The organism is Arthrobacter jinronghuae (genome assembly GCF_025244825.1).
GTDB lineage: Bacteria > Actinomycetota > Actinomycetes > Actinomycetales > Micrococcaceae > Arthrobacter_B > Arthrobacter_B jinronghuae.
Genome location: NZ_CP104263.1, coordinates 1,396,904 through 1,413,736, shown reverse-complemented (window position 1 = coordinate 1,413,736; position 16,833 = coordinate 1,396,904). Strand labels below are relative to the sequence as shown.

General features: G+C 66.5%; 15 protein-coding genes and 1 rRNA gene. 4 read left to right on the top strand and 12 right to left on the bottom strand.

Annotation, left to right across the window (positions count from 1 at the left end; all coding sequences use genetic code 11):
* Positions 1-117: 117 nt before the first annotated feature.
* The 4 genes from N2K98_RS06540 to N2K98_RS06525 are packed head-to-tail and all read left to right on the top strand — an operon-like array spanning position 118 to position 4,379.
* On the top strand, positions 118-783 hold the full coding sequence (locus tag N2K98_RS06540; protein WP_255865267.1) for a GntR family transcriptional regulator: 666 nt from the start codon (positions 118-120) through the stop codon (positions 781-783).
* Positions 780-2,297: an MmgE/PrpD family protein gene (locus tag N2K98_RS06535; protein ID WP_255865266.1), complete on the top strand. Its 1,518-nt coding sequence runs from the start codon at positions 780-782 to the stop codon at positions 2,295-2,297. Before N2K98_RS06540 ends, N2K98_RS06535 begins: the two co-directional genes overlap by 4 nt.
* Complete coding sequence (prpB, locus tag N2K98_RS06530) at positions 2,298-3,203, top strand: methylisocitrate lyase (protein ID WP_227933236.1); 906 nt, start codon at positions 2,298-2,300, stop codon at positions 3,201-3,203. It abuts the gene before it with no gap.
* 42 nt (positions 3,204-3,245) lie between these two features.
* Positions 3,246-4,379, top strand: coding sequence for a bifunctional 2-methylcitrate synthase/citrate synthase (locus N2K98_RS06525; RefSeq protein ID WP_255865265.1), 1,134 nt, complete (start codon positions 3,246-3,248; stop codon positions 4,377-4,379).
* Between the two features lie 330 nt (positions 4,380-4,709).
* Here the strand turns inward: N2K98_RS06525 and N2K98_RS06520 are convergent, their stop codons facing one another.
* The 12 genes from N2K98_RS06520 to rrf form a co-directional block, all read right to left on the bottom strand.
* Positions 4,710-5,192 (bottom strand): 8-oxo-dGTP diphosphatase, encoded by a 483-nt coding sequence (locus tag N2K98_RS06520; protein WP_308219819.1) that lies wholly within the window; start codon positions 5,190-5,192, stop codon positions 4,710-4,712.
* Positions 5,192-6,154: a site-specific tyrosine recombinase XerD gene (xerD, locus tag N2K98_RS06515; protein ID WP_227922815.1), complete on the bottom strand. Its 963-nt coding sequence runs from the start codon at positions 6,152-6,154 to the stop codon at positions 5,192-5,194. Before xerD ends, N2K98_RS06520 begins: the two co-directional genes overlap by 1 nt.
* Before the next feature lie 296 nt (positions 6,155-6,450).
* Positions 6,451-7,113 carry an NUDIX domain-containing protein gene (locus tag N2K98_RS06510; protein WP_255865264.1) on the bottom strand — a complete coding sequence of 221 codons (663 nt, stop codon included), beginning with the start codon at positions 7,111-7,113 and terminating at the stop codon, positions 6,451-6,453.
* A 2-nt stretch (positions 7,114-7,115) separates the two neighbouring features.
* Positions 7,116-8,810: a CTP synthase gene (locus tag N2K98_RS06505; protein ID WP_308219818.1), complete on the bottom strand. Its 1,695-nt coding sequence runs from the start codon at positions 8,808-8,810 to the stop codon at positions 7,116-7,118.
* 46 nt (positions 8,811-8,856) lie between these two features.
* Entirely contained in the window at positions 8,857-10,578 is a 1,722-nt protein-coding gene (gene recN, locus N2K98_RS06500; RefSeq protein ID WP_255865263.1) for a DNA repair protein RecN, read from the bottom strand.
* Entirely contained in the window at positions 10,575-11,588 is a 1,014-nt protein-coding gene (locus tag N2K98_RS06495) for an NAD kinase (RefSeq protein WP_255798151.1), read from the bottom strand. The genes recN and N2K98_RS06495 overlap by 4 nt, the downstream gene beginning before the upstream one ends.
* Positions 11,589-11,642: 54 nt before the next feature.
* Positions 11,643-12,515, bottom strand: a complete 873-nt coding sequence (locus N2K98_RS06490) for a TlyA family RNA methyltransferase (protein ID WP_255798152.1) — start codon at positions 12,513-12,515, stop codon at positions 11,643-11,645.
* A gap of 2 nt (positions 12,516-12,517) precedes the next feature.
* Entirely contained in the window at positions 12,518-12,766 is a 249-nt protein-coding gene (locus tag N2K98_RS06485) for a hypothetical protein (RefSeq protein ID WP_255798153.1), read from the bottom strand.
* 78 nt (positions 12,767-12,844) lie between these two features.
* On the bottom strand, positions 12,845-13,843 hold the full coding sequence (locus tag N2K98_RS06480; protein WP_255865262.1) for an HAD-IIA family hydrolase: 999 nt from the start codon (positions 13,841-13,843) through the stop codon (positions 12,845-12,847).
* Positions 13,836-14,717, bottom strand: coding sequence for a tetratricopeptide repeat protein (locus N2K98_RS06475; protein WP_255865261.1), 882 nt, complete (start codon positions 14,715-14,717; stop codon positions 13,836-13,838). Before N2K98_RS06475 ends, N2K98_RS06480 begins: the two co-directional genes overlap by 8 nt.
* Positions 14,705-16,063 (bottom strand): hypothetical protein, encoded by a 1,359-nt coding sequence (locus tag N2K98_RS06470; RefSeq protein ID WP_260554109.1) that lies wholly within the window; start codon positions 16,061-16,063, stop codon positions 14,705-14,707. Before N2K98_RS06470 ends, N2K98_RS06475 begins: the two co-directional genes overlap by 13 nt.
* Before the next feature lie 435 nt (positions 16,064-16,498).
* Positions 16,499-16,615, bottom strand: a 5S ribosomal RNA gene (gene rrf / locus N2K98_RS06465).
* Between the last annotated feature and the right edge of the window lie 218 nt (positions 16,616-16,833).

The window sequence follows — 16,833 nt, the reverse complement described above, 5'->3', positions numbered from 1 at the left end:
CGGTAAATGTATACACAACCTCCGACGACTCCCGTGAATGTGACCACGGATACGCTTTTTGCCCCACTCGTGTATACACTGTGGGGAAACGTGACGCAGATATCAAGGAGGCGCACCATGCGGGCCAGTGACCGCGCGTACGCCGCCCTGCGGCAGGACATCGTGGAGTGGCGGCTCCCGCCGGGCACCGTCCTGGGCGAAGTGGAGCAGTCCGCGCGTCTGGGTATTTCCCGCACTCCCCTGCGTGAAGCACTGAGCCGGCTGACTGCTGACGGCCTGGCCGCACCGCACAGCGGACGCGGCGTCGTCGTTACCGGCATCTCCCTCGACACCGTCGCCGAACTCTTTGAACTGCGCCAGGCGCTGGAATGCAAAAGTGCGGCCCTTGCAGCCGTGCGCGGGCAGGCAGCGGTCTTTGAAGAACTGCAGTCCCGCTTCCGCTCGGCAGGCAGCCTCATCAGTACCTCCGACCGGCAGAACCGCGGCGGCTACTACGAACTGGTGGCCGAACTCGACGCCGCCATCGACACCGCCGCGGCGAATTCCTACCTCACACAGGCGCTGGGCAACGTCAGGCTGCACCTGGCCCGGGTACGGCGCCTGGCCAAGGACAACCCCGCACGGCTGCTGGAAACCGCCGGGGAACACGCCACCATCGCCGCCGCCGTGGCAACAGGAGACCCGGACCTGGCGAGCGCCTCGGTATCGGTCCACCTGCACAAAAGTCTTGAACACCTTCGATCCGCCCGGATCACCACCCCCGAGATAAGGACAATCCCTTGAACCTGAACAAAGTACGGGTCTACCGCTCCGACGAAAAACTGGCCCGCGAAGACCAGCTGGCCTACAAGATCGCCAAGGTTGCCGCCGATCCCGTTGAGGTCACCGACGACGTCACGGACATGGTCATCAACCGCATCATCGACAACGCCTCCGTGGCCGTCGCTTCGCTGAACCGCGGCCCGATCGTCGCCGCCCGTGCCCAGGCCCTCTCCTTCTCCCCGTCCGCCCACGGCAAGGGCGCCTCTGTCTTCGGCGTGCTGGCCAAGACCTCCCCCGAGTGGGCCGCCTGGGCCAACGGCGTGGCCGTGCGCGAACTGGACTACCACGACACCTTCCTCGCCGCCGAGTACTCCCACCCTGGTGACAACATCCCGCCCGTCCTCGCCGTTGCGCAGCACACCGGCGCCTCGGGCCGGGACCTGATCCGCGGCATCGCCACCGGCTACGAAATCCAGGTCAACCTGGCCAAGGCCATCTGCCTGCACAAGCACAAGATCGACCACGTGGCCCACCTCGGCCCGTCCGCAGCGGCCGGCATCGGCACCCTGCTGGGGCTCGACGTCGACACCATCTTCCAGGCCGTCGGCCAGGCCCTGCACACCACCACCGCCACCCGCCAGTCCCGCAAGGGCGAGATCTCCACTTGGAAGGCACACGCTCCGGCGTTCGCCGGCAAGATGGCCGTCGAGGCCGTGGACCGGGCCATGCGCGGCCAGACCTCCCCCACCCCCATCTATGAGGGTGAAGACGGCGTTATTGCCTGGCTGCTGGACGGCCCCGACGCCGCCTACGAAGTGCCGCTGCCCGAAGACGGCGAAGCCAAGCGGGCCATCCTGGACACCTACACCAAGGAACACTCCGCCGAGTACCAGGCGCAGGCCTGGATCGACCTGGCCCGCAAGATCCACGCCGAGCACCCCGAGGCAGCGGATGCGGCCAACGTGGAAAGCGTCCTGATCGCCACCTCGCACCACACCCACTACGTGATCGGCTCCGGCGCCAACGATCCGCAGAAGTACGATCCCACCGCCTCGCGCGAAACCCTGGACCACTCGATCCCGTACATCTTCACCGTCGCCCTGCAGGACGGCGCCTGGCACCACGTGGATTCCTACTCCCCCGAGCGCGCCGGCCGGCCGGACACCGTGGCTCTGTGGCACAAGGTCACCACCGTGGAGGATCCGGAATGGACCCGCCGCTACCACTCGCTGGACATCAGCGAAAAGGCCTTCGGCGGCAAGGTGACCATCGTGCTGACCGACGGCACCGTCATCACCGACGAAATCGCCGTCGCCGATGCCCACCCGCTCGGCGCCAAGCCGTTCACCCGCGAGCAGTACATCAACAAGTTCCGCACCCTGGCGGAGGGCCTGGTCTCGGCCGAGGAAATCGACCGCTTCCTTGCCACCGTCCAGCGCCTGCCCGAACTGGCCACCGGGCAGCTGGACCAGCTGAACATCACCGCTGCCGAGGGCGTCATCAACCCCGCCGCCGCACCGAAGGGACTCTTCTAAATGCTGTACTCCTCCGTAACCCCCGAGGCCAAGCGGATTGCTTTCCGCGAAGGACTGGCCTCCGGCACCCTGCAGCAGTTCCCGGGTGCCTTCAACCCGCTCTCGGCGCGCCTGATCGAGGAAAAAGGCTTCGACGGCGTCTACATCTCCGGCGCCGTCCTGGCCAATGACCTGGGCCTGCCGGACATCGGCCTCACTACGCTCACCGAGGTGGCCACCCGCGCCGGACAGATTGCCCGGATGACCAACCTGCCCGCCATCGTGGACGCGGACACCGGTTTCGGCGAGCCGATGAACGTGGCCCGCACCATCCAGGAACTCGAAAACGCCGGCCTGGCCGGCTGCCACATCGAGGACCAGTTCAACCCCAAGCGCTGCGGGCATCTGGACGGCAAGAACGTGGTGGACACCGACACCGCGGTCAAGCGCATCCGGGCCGCCGCCGATGCCCGCCGGGATCCGAACTTCCTGATCATGGCCCGCACCGACATCCGCGCCGTGGACGGCCTGGAAGCGGCGCAGGACCGGGCCCGCGCCCTGGTCGACGCCGGAGCGGACGCCATCTTCCCGGAGGCGATGAAGTCCCTGGAGGAGTTCGCGGCCATCCGTGCCGCCGTCGACGTGCCGATCCTGGCGAACATGACCGAGTTCGGCAAGAGCGACCTGTTCACCTACGACGAGCTGGCCTCGGCTGGGGTGAACATGGTGATCTACCCGGTCACCCTGCTGCGCAGCGCCATGGGCGCAGCCGAACGCACCCTGGAGACCATCAAGGCGCACGGCACCCAGCAGGCCGATGTCCCCAACATGCTCACACGTGCGCGTTTGTACGAACTGGTGGATTATGAGGCGTACAACCAGTTCGACACGTCCGTTTTCAACTTCCAGGTTCCGGGCACCCGCTAGGACCCGCCACCCATTTCCTGCACGACAAAGGAGTCAGCACCAATGACAGACACCCAGATCCACAAGGGCCTGGCGGGGGTACTCGTAGACACCACCCGCGTTTCCAAGGTCAACCCGGAGACCAATTCCCTGCTGTACCGCGGCTATCCCGTCCAGGAACTCGCCGCCCGGTGCAGTTTCGAAGAGGTGGCCTACCTGCTGTGGAACGGCGAGCTCCCCACCGAAGCGCAGCTGGCGGAGTTCACCGAAGGGGAACGCAGCCAGCGCGCCCTCACCCCCGAGCTGAAGGCCGTCATTGACGCGCTGCCCGTGACCTGCCACCCGATGGACGTCTGCCGTACCGCGGCATCCGTGCTCGGCGCATCCCATGAGCAGGCCGGGGATTCCTCTGTCCAGGCCAACATGGACAAGGCCGTCAGCCTCTTTGCTGCCATGCCCGCCGTCGTCGCCTACGACCAGCGCCGCCGCCGCGGCGAGGACGTCGTGGAACCGCGCGACGACTTGGACTACTCGGCGAACTTCCTCTGGATGACTTTCGGCGAGGAAGCCGCCCCCGAGGTGGTGGAGGCCTTCAACGTCTCGATGATCCTGTACGCGGAGCACTCCTTCAACGCGTCCACCTTCACCGCCCGCGTCATCACCTCCACGCTGTCGGACCTGCACTCGGCCGTGACCGGTGCCATCGGTGCGCTCAAGGGCCCGCTGCACGGCGGCGCGAACGAAGCAGTCATGCACACGTTCGCGGAGATCACCGAGAGCGCGGCCGACGGCGACGTCGCCGCCCACGCTGCCGCCTGGCTGGACGAGGCGCTGGCGGAGAAGAAGAAGATCATGGGCTTCGGCCACCGGGTCTACAAGAACGGCGACTCCCGGGTGCCGACCATGAAGTCCGCCCTGGACAACATGGTCAAGTACTACGACCGTCCGGACATGGGCGAGCTGTACACGGCACTGGAATCGGCCATGGGTGAGCGCAAGAACATCCTGCCGAACCTGGACTACCCGGCCGGTCCGGTCTACCACCTGATGGGCTTCGACACGCTCACGTTCACGCCGCTGTTCGTGGCCGCGCGGATCACCGGGTGGACGGCGCACATCATGGAGCAGCTCGAAGCCAACTCCCTGATCCGGCCGCTGAGCGAGTACAACGGTGCGGAGGAGCGGCACCTGCCGTAGGTTTCGCTTTCCCGGGCCTACTCCCGGCGCCAGTCCCGGGCCCGTCGGGGCCCGTCGGGGCCCGCGCCGGGGGCACCATCGGGGGCCCCGGAACGGCGGCAACGAAATTCCCCGCTCGCAGAGCTCGCGGAGAATATTAAAGCCGCCTTATCCGGGGTCCCCTGTGGTTCCCACGAGCACCTTTTGGGGGCCCGGTTGGTCCAACTATGCCTCCCGAGCCTCGCCGCGCCGGGATTCCCTGATCCTCCCCCGGCACCTTATCTAGATCCCGTGTCCCGGGCTGCCCATTCCGGGTTCGTTGCCTTTTCGGGGGCGGTGTTATAGACCCGGCTAAGAGAAGACGACACTCGAAACGTTGACGTTGTCGGCAGCAATAGTGATAACAGCGTTGAAATAGTCGCCTGCCAGAAGGCGGGGCATCCAGAGGGCCGAGTCGGGCCACATCTTGGCGTAGGGCATTTCCCCGGCGGGATACCAGGCCGGAAGGATCTCGTCTGACTCCGTCGGTTCGCCGTCCCAGCGGTGTGCACGGAACAGCACGGTGGACATGTCCAGCTTCGGCTGGGCGGGGAAGATCCACTCGATGGTTCCGGCACGCGTGAGATCGTTTTCCGCGACGATGACGCCGGACTCTTCCTCCACCTCGCGCACTGCGGCCTGCTCCGGGGTTTCGCCGGCTTCGATATGGCCGCCCAGGGTTACGACCCGGCCGAGGCCGAAGCCGGTCTTTTTCAATCCCATCAGGACCTGCCCGCCGTCCGGCGTCTCCCGGAAGAGGAAGCACAGCACAACCGGCGAGGCACGGAACTGCACTACAACGCCCGCGGGTGGGCTGCGGCGTAAACCTCGCGCAGGGTTTCCGCCGTCACCAGCGTGTAGACCTGCGTGGTGGTCACCGAGGCGTGGCCGAGCAGTTCCTGGACCACACGGACATCCGCGCCGCCTTCGAGCAGGTGCGTGGCGAACGAATGCCGCAGGGTGTGCGGAGAAACATCCCGGCCGATATCCGCCTTCTCGGCGGCGTTCTTCAGGATGGTCCAGGCGCTTTGCCGGGACAGGCGTCCGCCGCGCGCATTCAGGAACAGGGCAGGTGTGCCCTTGCCCTTGGCAGAGGCCGCCGGGCGGCCGCGCACCAGGTATTCGTCCAGGGCACGGGCAGCGTAGGATCCCAGCGGAACCAGCCGTTCCTTGGACCCTTTGCCGAACAGCCGCACCACATCCGGCCCCTTGGCCGGAATACGCTCCAGGGACAGGTCATCGACGTCCAGGCCCACGGCCTCGCTGATGCGCGCTCCGGTGGAGTACAGGAACTCCAGCAGGGCACGGTCCCGCAGCCCGGAGGGCGTATCGAGGCTGACAGCCTCCAGGATGCGGGTGACCTCGTTGACGCTGATCGCCTTGGGCAGGCGCTTGCCCGGCATGGGCGGGTGTACGTCCGACGCCGGATCGGCGGCGGTCATGCCTTCGAGCGCCCAGAACCGGTGGAGTCCGCGCACCGCCACGATGGTGCGGGCAGCCGAGCGCACGCTCAGTGCGGAGGCGCCGTCGGAGCCTTCGGAAATCGACTGGGCGAACGCCGTGACGTCGTGGCGGGAAATGCGTGAAATGTCCTCTACGCCCCGGGCACTCAGGAAACGGGCGTACCGCAGCAGGTCCCGGCGGTAGGCGTCGAGGGTGTTGACCGCCAGGCCGCGTTCAACGGCCATGTGCTGCAGGTAGCTGCCGATGGCCCGTCCCGCGGGCGTGGAACGCAGTTCCTCGGCTGCCGAAATCATCGTGGCGGCACGTGAGCGTGCCTGGGTAGCCGGCTTGGGTGCAGCTTTGGATTGGCGGGGCGGCGCGGAGTTTCGCTCGGCGTCGATCCCGGGTTCCGCTGCCGGTGCGACCTGAAGCTGGGGCTGCATGGAACCGGTCCGGTCCAGCTCGGCCAGGTCTGCGTCCCGCAGCCGGCGTGCTTCTTCTGATTCCAGGTCCAGCTTGAGGGTGGGATTCAGGGACCCGCGCAGGTTAATGGCAACGGTGTCGTTGTTCGTAGAGCTGGCATCAGCATCAGCGCTGGGCATTGTGGTTCCTAGCGCACTGGGCCGTTGGCCCAGGAGGAGTGCTGCGAGTGGTGTTCGGGCCACGGTGCGTCGGCTGGCCGCAGGTCACGGTACCCGTTGCCGCGGGCGACGGCGGCAGCCAGGACGGCGGCCACCGCGGAAGGGCTGTGCATGCGTCCCTGCAGTGCTGCCTGCACGGCCTCATCCAAATCCACCCATGCGGTGGTGATTTCGGCTTCCTCGTGGGTACGGGTGTGCCGCTGCGCCTCCGGAACCTGGGAGATGCCGCGGGCCAGGTAGATGCGCAGGGCTTCCCGGGAGGAGCCGGGTGAGAGGAACAGGTCGGTGAGGACCTGCCACTCGGCGGCTTCAAGGTCTGCTTCCTCGGCCAGTTCGCGGGCGGCGCCGACCTGGAAGTCTTCACCCTCCACGTCCAGCAGCCCGGCCGGGATTTCCCACAGGGTCATCCGCACCGGGTGCCGGTACTGGTTGATCAGCAGCACCTGCCCGGCGTCGTTCATGGCCAGGATGGCCACGGCGCCGGGGTGGGCGACGTAGTCACGGACCAGGGGTTCGCCGTCGTCGGTCAGGAGGAACTTCTCCTTGACCACGTCCCACACCGGACCGCTGTAGACCGTTTCCGATTCCAGCAGCGGGCGCGGGCTTTGTTCGTCGGCGAACCCCGGTGCCATGGCTAGGCCTTGCCGCTCTGGTGGGCCAGGGCAGCTTTGATGAGTCCGGCGAACAGCGGGTGCGGCCGCGTCGGACGGGAGCTGAGCTCCGGGTGTGCCTGCGTGGAGACGTAGTACGGGTGGACGTCGGCCGGAAGCTCGACGAACTCAACCAGTCCGCCGTCGGTGGTGGTTCCGGAGAACACCAGGCCGGCGTCGGCAATCTGGTCGCGGTACTGGTTGTTGACCTCGTAGCGGTGGCGGTGGCGCTCGGCCACCTCCGTCTTGCCGTAGGTCTTGGCGACCACGGATTCCGGTTCCAGCTTCGCGTCCCACAGGCCAAGGCGCATGGTGCCTCCCATGTCGCCGCCGCCGGCGACAATGTCCTTCTGCTCGGCCATAGTGGCGATAACCGGGTACTGGGTATCCGGTTCGAACTCGGAGGAGGAAGCGCCTTCCAGGCCCACCACGTTGCGGGCGTATTCAATAACCATGCACTGCAGGCCAAGGCACAGGCCCAGCGTCGGAAGCTTGTTCTCCCGGGCGTAGGTCAGGGCGCCGAGCTTGCCCTCGAGGCCGCGGATACCGAAGCCGCCGGGAACGCAGATCGCGTCCACCCCGGCCAGGGCCTTGGCTGCGCCTTCGGGGGTATCGCAGTCATCCGAGGGTACCCAGCGGATGTTGACCTTGGCCTTGTTGGCGAAGCCGCCGGCACGCAGGGCTTCGGTAACCGACAGGTAGGCGTCCGGCAGATCCACGTACTTGCCCACGAGGGCGATGTCTACGTGGTGCTTGGGGTTGTGCACGGATTCAAGCAGGCGGTCCCACTTGGTCCAGTTGACGTCCTTGAACTTCAGGTCCAGGTGCTGGACGATGTACGCGTCCAGGCCCTGGGAGTGAAGCGTCTTGGGGATGTCGTAGATGCTCGGGGCATCCGGGCAGCCGATGACGGCATCAACATCGACGTCGCACATGCGGCCGATCTTGTTGCGCATGGCATCGGGCACCGGGCGGTCGGAACGGATGACGATGGCGTCCGGCTGGATGCCGATGGACCGCAGGGCGGCCACGGAGTGCTGCGTCGGCTTGGTCTTCAGTTCCTGGGACGGGCCGATGTACGGCACGAGGGAAACATGCAGGAAGAAGACGTTGCTGCGGCCGATGTCCTGGCGGACCTGGCGCGCCGCTTCGAGGAACGGCTGGGACTCGATGTCGCCTACCGTGCCGCCGATTTCGGTGATGATGACGTCGGGGGTCTTCTTCGCCTCGGAGGGCAGGCGCATCCGGCGCTTGATCTCGTCGGTGATGTGAGGAATGACCTGGACCGTGTCGCCGAGGTATTCGCCGCGGCGTTCCTTGGCGATAACCGTGGAGTACACCTGGCCGGTGGTTACATTGGCGGAGCCGTCGAGGCTCTCATCAAGGAACCGCTCGTAGTGTCCGATGTCGAGGTCAGTCTCGGCGCCGTCGTCGGTCACGAAGACTTCGCCGTGCTGGAAGGGGTTCATTGTGCCCGGATCCACATTCAAATACGGATCGAGCTTCTGCATGGTCACCGCTATGCCGCGCGACCTCAACAGATGGCCGAGACTTGACGCTGTCAGTCCCTTGCCAAGTGAGGACGCCACGCCACCGGTGACGAAGATGTGTTTGGTCGTAGAAGACGACTTGGGAAACCTGGAATTTGATCGCTGCACCACGGAGTTCGAGCCTATCACCTTTTGTCGTTTCGGGTTTGACCTGTGTCTTGTTTCCGTCGGGACTTCACTGAAGATGTCCCGCTGAGTCCAACAGTTCCTCGGCGTGGGCGCGGGCCGACGCCGAGTCCTCCTGCCCGGCAAGCATCCGGGCGAGTTCCTTGATCCGCTCCTCCTGGCCCAGCACCCGGACGTCGCTGGCGGTGACGCCCGAACCGTCGTCGGCTGCCGTGGAGGTTTTGATCACGCGGATGTGGTGGTCGGCGAATGCGGCCACCTGCGGAAGGTGGGTCACGACGATCACCTGCACATGCTTCGCGAGCATGGCCAGCCGGCGGCCGATTTCGACGGCTGCCTTGCCGCCGACGCCCGCGTCCACTTCGTCGAAGATGAAGGTGGGGACCGGATCCACCGCGGCCAGGACCACTTCGATCGCCAGCATAACGCGGGAAAGTTCACCGCCGGAGGCACCCTTGCCCAGCGGGCGGGCCGGGGCGCCGGGATGCGGTGCGAGCAGGAAGGAAATGCTGTCGGCACCGTGCGGTCCCGGCTCCCCCGTGGGTTCCACCGCGATGACCAGGTTGGCGTCCTTCATTGCCAGCGCCGTGAGTTCGTCGCTGACCCGCTGCGCGAGTTCCGCGGCAGCCTCGGTCCGCAGTTTGGTCAGGGCCGCTCCGCGGGTCGCCAGGCGTTCGCCGAGGGCATCGATCTCGGCCTCCAGGGCTTCGATCCGGGAATCGTCGGAGCTGAGTTCGGCGAGGCGTTTGGCGCTTTCGCCGCTCCACTCCAGGACCCCGTCGATCGAGGGGGCGTATTTACGGACCAGGCCTGCCAGTTCCGCCCGACGGGACTCCACCTCGGCCAGCCGTTCCGGTCCCTCGGAGTCCAGTGAAGCTCCGTAGCTGGCCAGCTCGGTGGCGATGTCGGCCAGGATGTAGCCCACCTCGGCCAGCCGCTGCCCGGAGGCAGCCAGCGCCGGATCATGCTCCCCTGCGGATTCCAGCTGCCGCTTGGCTGCGTCCACCAGCGACGTGGCGTCCCCGCCGTCAGCAAAATCGTCCGCGATGAGAGCCGCATGGGCGCTCACTGCAGCTGTGCGCAGTTCCTCGAGGTTGCTCAGGCGCATGGCCTCTGCCTTGAGGGAATCGTCCTCTCCCGGCTGCGGATCCACCGCTTCGATTTCCTCCAGCGCGGCAGTCAGGTATTCGGCTTCGCGCAGCCGGTCCCGGGCCTGGTCCCGCAGGTCGGCGAGTTCCTTCGCGGCGGCCCGCCAGCGGGCGTAGTCCTCGCGGTAGGTGCCGAGTTCGGCGGCAAGCGGGGAACCGGCGTACTTGTCCAGTGCCTCCCGCTGCGCTGCGGCACTCTTCAGGCGCAGCTGGTCGGTCTGCCCGTGGACCACCACCAGGTGTTCACCCACTTCCGCCAGCACGCCCACCGGAGCCGACCGTCCGCCCACGTGTGCGCGGCTGCGGCCGTCCGCGTTGACGGTACGGACCAGCGTCAGTTCGGCGGCGCCGTCGTACTCCTCGAGTTCGGCTCCCGCCTCGGCCGCGCGGACCGCCGCAGGGCTCTGCGGATCCACGTGCACGAGGGCCTCGGCGACGGCGGACTTGGCACCGATGCGGACGGCGCCGGCGTCGGAACGTGCACCCAGGAGCAGTCCCAGCGCGGTGATGACCATGGTCTTGCCGGCACCGGTCTCACCGGTCACCACAGTAAACCCCGGGCCTAGGTCCAGGGTGGCGTCGGTGATGACACCGAGGTCCCGGATCCGGATTTCCTCAATCATTCGACAATGCCTCCGCTGTCCGAAACTGCTGCGTCCCTGGCTGCCCGCCGGCCAGGTGCTGTGTCGCCGTCTGCTGCAGGGCTGAGCTGGGTCCCGGCGGCGGGTACCGGGGCCGGTCCGCGCCATCCGTGGGTGGGCAGCTGGAACTTGCGGACGAGCCGTTCCGAGAACGGGGTCAGATGGGTGCGCGCCAGGCGGACCGGTGTCTTGGACCGGGTCACCTCCACGCGGGAGCCCGGGGGCAGGTCGATGCTGCGCCGGCCGTCGCACCAGAGCACTCCGGCAGCGTCGGTACGGGTCAGGATCTCCACCGCCAGCACGGACGCCGGCGACACCACCAGCGGCTTGGCGAACAGGGCGTGTGCGCTGATGGGTGCCAGCAACAGAGCCTCGACCTCGGGCCAGACCACCGGTCCGCCGGCAGAGAAGGCGTAGGCGGTGGAGCCGGTGGGCGTGGCCAGCACGACACCGTCGCATCCGAAGGAACTGATGGGGCGGGCGTCTACTTCAATGACCACCTCGAGCATCCGCTGGCGGTCGGCCTTTTCCACTGCTGCCTCGTTCAGCGCCCACGTGCGGGAGATGAGTTCTCCGCCGAGCCAGACCTTGACGTCAATGGTCATGCGTTCTTCAACCGTGTAGGCGCGTTCCACGACCCAGTGGACGGTCTGGGCGAGGTCGGCACGTTCACTCTCGGCCAGGAAGCCTACGTGTCCCAGGTTTACGCCCAGCAGGGGCACGCTGGTTCCGCGGACCAGTTCCGCGGCGCGCAGGATGGTCCCGTCGCCGCCGAGCACCATGCCCAGGTCGACGTCGTCCAGTGCGACATCCTCGTCGAGGATTTCGGTGGGGGCGGTGAGTACTCCGTATTCGGCCTGGATGTCTTCAAGGTCCCTGCGCCGCATCACCGGAATGAGTCCGGAGGAATGAAGCTGGGTGCAGGCCTCCTGGGCAGCGGTCATGGCGGCCCGCCGCCCGGTGTGGGCCAAAACCAGTATGCGTCTGCTCATGTCCGTCTTCATCCTCTTCGTCCTACGGGTGAATGCCTGCGGCATGCCCATCCGTCAGTCTTCTACGGCGGGCTTCCGCTCCGCAAACCCGGCAAACGCCGTAGCTACCAGTTCGGCGGCCGCATCGGCCGGCGACGGGCCGGGGCCTTGTTCGCTTCGCGCGGTTTGGTCGGCTGTGGAGGCGGAGTGCTGCAGGGGAACCTGCAGCCACATAAAGAACTCCACATTGCCGTTCTGGCCGGGAAGCGGGCTTGGCGCAATGCCTGCGATTTCCAGCCCCGCACCGAGCGCTGCCGCCGCCACGGACGTCACGGCCGAGCGGTGCTGGAGCGGATCGGTGACCACCCCCGTCCGGTCCAGCCTCTCACGCCCCACCTCGAACTGGGGCTTCACCATCAGCAGCAGGCTTCCCCCGGGACGGGTGGCGGCCGCCAACGGTCCAACGACCATTGTCAGGGAGATGAACGACAGATCCGCCACCGTCAGGTCAACGGTTCCCCCGATGTCCGCCGGGTCGAGGTAACGGACATTCATGCCCTCGTAGACACTGACCCGGGGGTCCTGCCGAAGCGGTTCCACCAGCTGTCCGTGCCCGACGTCGACGGCGGCCACGTGTGCGGCGCCGGAACGAAGCAGGACGTCGGTGAAGCCTCCGGTGGAAGCACCGGCGTCGAGGCAGCGCAGTCCATGCGGCTGCACGGCAGGGAAGGCAGCCAGGGCGCCCGCCAGCTTGTGCCCGGCGCGGCTGACATAGTCCGGCAGTCCGTCGTCGAGCACAACCAGGCGTTCCCCGGCGTCCACCGGTGCAGACGGTTTGACGGCGGGCTTCCCTGCGCGCAGTACCCGCCCTGCGGCAATCAGCTTGGCGGCCTGGGTGCGGGAGCGGGCGAGTCCTCGGGTGACGAGTTCCTGGTCGAGTCTGGGCATGACTAGTCTGCTGTCCCGAGGTGGTTCCCGGGAGCCGGCGGCGCCTTTGGAGCGGCTGCCGGGGAGGGTGCCGCGGGCTCGGTGTTCAGCTCAGTGAGCAGGGCATCATGCAGTTCCCTGTAGACCGCTGCGTGAGCGGCCACCGGCTGGGCAGGCAGCGGACCGAGGGCGTCGAGCAGGGAATCGACGGCCTCGTCGTCCGTGGAGACCGGTGACTGCGGCCATGGCGTTGACGGCTGGGATTCAGGCATCGGTCTTCCTCCTGCTGTTGCATGCTGGATGCATTGACGATGAATGCGTAAATGGTGAACGGAGCTTCTCTTGGAAGCCTAGCCGCGGGCGGTGACAGTCCAGCGGATCTCGGGTGCCCGGGCAGAATCCACATCAGGGAAGGCGGCCCACCAGGCGGCACAGCCTGCGCGCCAGCTGTCCAGGTCCGAGGAATCGCCTCCAATCACTAGAGCGGTGTCCTCTACCCAGGCTGCAGCTTTGCCGCAGCGGTACTGCCCGCCCTCGAGGACGGGTGCCGGATACGGTTCAAACAATGCTTCAAGGTTCTCAATGAGGTACACCGGCCGCTCCGGCGTCCGTGCGGCCAGCGCCGTCAGCGGGGTGTCGACGCCGGTGAGTACCAGCGCGGTATCAAAACCGGCGTTGGTGCCGCCCAGGATGTCCGTGTCCAGCCGGTCCCCCACCACCAGCGGGCGATGAACATCCAAGTGGCGTGCCGCCGTCGTAAACAGCGGTGCTTCAGGTTTGCCGGCAACAAAGGGAACCCGTCCCGTGGCGGCACCGACGGCGGCCACCAGTGTTCCGTTGCCGGGTGCAATGCCGCGAGCCTGCGGAATGGACAGGTCCGTGTTCGTGGCAACCCAGACTGCTCCGCGTTCAACGGCGAAGGCTGCCTCGGCCAGGTCGGCCCATCCCAAGGAGGGATCGAACCCCTGGATGACGGCGTCGGGAGCGTCATCGGCGGAGGCAACGCGCACCATGCCCACGGCGTCGACGGCGGCGGCCAGGGTCGCGCTGCCGGTGACCAGGACCTTACTTCCCGGGGCAACCTTGGTCGCCAGCAGCTCCGCGCCCGCCTGCGCGGACCCGAACACATTTTCCGCGGTGGCGGGTGCACCGAGTTCGCGCAGGTGGGCCGCAACAGTTTCCGAGGAGCGTGATGCGTTGTTAGTGATGTAGGCAAGCTGGACCGATACGTCGGCCAGCCTGCCGAGGGCCTCCACGGCCCCCGGAATAGCGTGCGGTCCGGCGTAGACAACGCCGTCCAGGTCGGAAAAGACCGCGTCGTAACCGGAGACCAGTGAAGGATTAGCCATCAGTGCGCTGCTGCTCCGTCTCTTCGGCGTCTTCACGAGGGGTTTCCTCGTCGTCGTCGTCGTAATTGAAGTCCGAGACTACGACTTCCACGGCCTCGCCGTCGTCATTGACGTCGCTGTCCTCCGTGAGCAGGTTTTCCTGCTCGTCGCTGGGCAGCGCGTCGATGTCCTCGTCGGAGGGCTCAAGGTTGTCCTTCGGGGCTTCTTCGGCCGGTGCGAAGTAGGCGCCGGAGCGGTCCTCGCGGTCCTCGGAACGGCGCTTGGGGCGTTCTTCTTCCTCAGGTACCAGGTCGAAGATTTCCGGCTCTGCAAAGTCGCCGAAGCCCAGGGCTTCGTCGGCCCGCAGGGCCTGCTTGCGCCAGTTTTCCGCTTCTTCGTTGCGGCCGGCAACCTCCAGGGCGTCCGCGTAGGCGCGGAACAGCCGCGGGCTGTAGGAGAAGGCCCGGTTACGGTCCAGCTGCGGGATCTCCAGTGCGGCAACAGCTGCATCGAACTGGCCCATGTCCATCCGGGCGCCGGAGACGACGATGGCGAGCTCCACCTGGCCGGCGGTGTCCAGGTCCTTGGCGTCTTCGGAACGGGCCATGTCCAGCGCCTTTTCCGGGTGGCCCAGACCGCGTTCGCAGTCGGCCATCATCGGCAGGTAGGCATTGGAACCGCTGATCCGGCGGTAGGTGCGGAACTCGCGCAGTGCTTCACCGAAGTGCTCGGCTGCATAGGCGGTCAGGCCAACGGCTTCGCGGACCACTGCCATGCGTCCACCGCGCCGGCTGGCGGCCAGTGCGTGCTGGAAAGCCAGCTCAGGCTCGTCATCGATCAAGCGACCGGCCATCACCAGGTGCTTGGCGACCCACTCGCTGTTTACTTCCTCCAAGTTGCGCAGCTGGGCGCGGGTGACCTTGTCCAGCTCCTGCCCGGTAACGTCCTCATCGATTTCCGGTGAACGTTCGCGGTCGGGCCGGTTGGCGCTGCGCAGGTCCTTGGCGTTACGGGGACGAGCTGCCGCCGGGGCGTCATCACGACGGAACGACGGACGGTCGGAACCGTGTGACGGGCGGTCGCCGAAGGACTTTCGCTCACCGTCACGCGGCGGACGGCGGTCATCGCCGCCGAACGACGGCTTGCGGTCTCCACGGTCACCGAAGGGCTTACGCTCAGCGGACTGACTGCGATCGCCAAAGGAGTGACGCTCACCGTCGCGGGGAGGACGGGAATCACGCTGCGGACGATCGCCGCGGTCACCGAAAGGCTTACGCTCACCATCACGCGGCGGACGGGAATCACGCTGCGGACGATCATCGCGCGAGAATGGCTTACGATCCCCACGATCACCAAACGGCTTCCGCTCGCCATCACGCGGCGGACGGGAATCACGTGAGAAAGGCTTCCGCTCACCATCACGCGGCGGACGGGAATCACGCTGCGGACGATCATCGCGCGAGAACGGCTTACGATCCCCACGATCACCAAACGGCTTCCGCTCGCCATCACGCGGCGGACGGGAATCACGTGAGAAAGGCTTCCGCTCACCATCACGCGGCGGACGGGAATCACGCTGCGGACGATCATCGCGCGAGAACGGCTTACGATCCCCACGATCACCAAACGGCTTCCGCTCGCCATCACGCGGCGGACGGGAATCACGTGAGAAAGGCTTCCGCTCACCGTCACGTGCGGGACGGCGGTCATCGCCGCCAAACGACGGCTTGCGGTCACCGCGGTCACCGAAAGGCTTACGCTCACCATCACGCGGCGGACGGGAATCACGCTGCGGACGATCATCGCGCGAGAACGGCTTACGATCCCCACGATCACCAAACGGCTTACGCTCACCATCACGCGGCGGACGACGGTCATCGCTCCCCCGGCTGGCACGGTCATTCCGGTCTGAACGGTTGTTGAAGGGGGGCCGGCCTTCGGCGTCGCGGGCAGGACGACGATCGTCACCACCGAATGAGGGCTTGCGGTCGCCGCGGTCGCTAAACGGCTTACGCTCACCGCTGCGCGCAGAGAATGGCTTACGCTCACCGTCGCGTGCGGGACGGCGATCATCGCCGTCCCGAGCGGGACGATCGCCGAAGGACGGCTTGCGATCCTTCGAATACGACGGCTTACCGGCTGCTCCGCGGTCGCCGAACGACTTACGTTCGCCGTCTCGTGCGGGACGGCCGCCGAACGACGGCTTGCGGTCTTCAAAGCGCTTGGGGGCGTTGCGGTCATTAGTGGCGGGGCGTCCGCGGTCATCGCGGCGGTCCGACGAGCTGCTGTTGCGGGCTGCGTTGTTTGCGTCGCCGCCCCGCTGATCCCTGTTATTTTGCTCTGACATGCTGCTGAGTTCCTCTCGTCGTGAGCCGACCAACGGAATTACTGCAGTCGCTCGTCACTATGTACCTGTAATGAAGATGTAAAAGTTATGGGAGGCGATCATGCCTCTGGGTAATTCTAGTGCAGTGCGCTGCCTGGCGCCGATTCTGCTCGCCCATTCGAGCCAGGTAAGCGAGTGAGTCTCGACACGACGGCCCCCCGGACAACGTCTCGGTCCAGGCATGGACCACGACGCCGACCTGCCGCCCCGGGCCACGCGCCCACAACGTTGGCTGTTAAACAAGGAGAGCCCGTACCAACACTGGTACGGGCTCAACCTCTTCAAATATTGTCCGGCGGTGACCTACTCTCCCACATCCTCCCGGATGCAGTACCATCGGCGCTGTGGGTCTTAGCTTCCGGGTTCGGAATGGGACCGGGCGTTTCCCCCACGCTATGACCGCCGTAACCCTTCTACCCGCACCCGCCAAAGGCGGGAGGGGAAAACAATGGTTACAACACTCCCCCGGAACCACCCCACAAGAGGGGTGCCGGGCAGTGCGGTAAAAATGTGAACCCGCCCCCTGGACAAGGGGCAATGGTTCGGTGTTCCAGGCACAGCAACCAACGGTTGTTGTCCGGGAACCACATAGTGGACGCAAGCAGCATGATCTACAACACCCTTT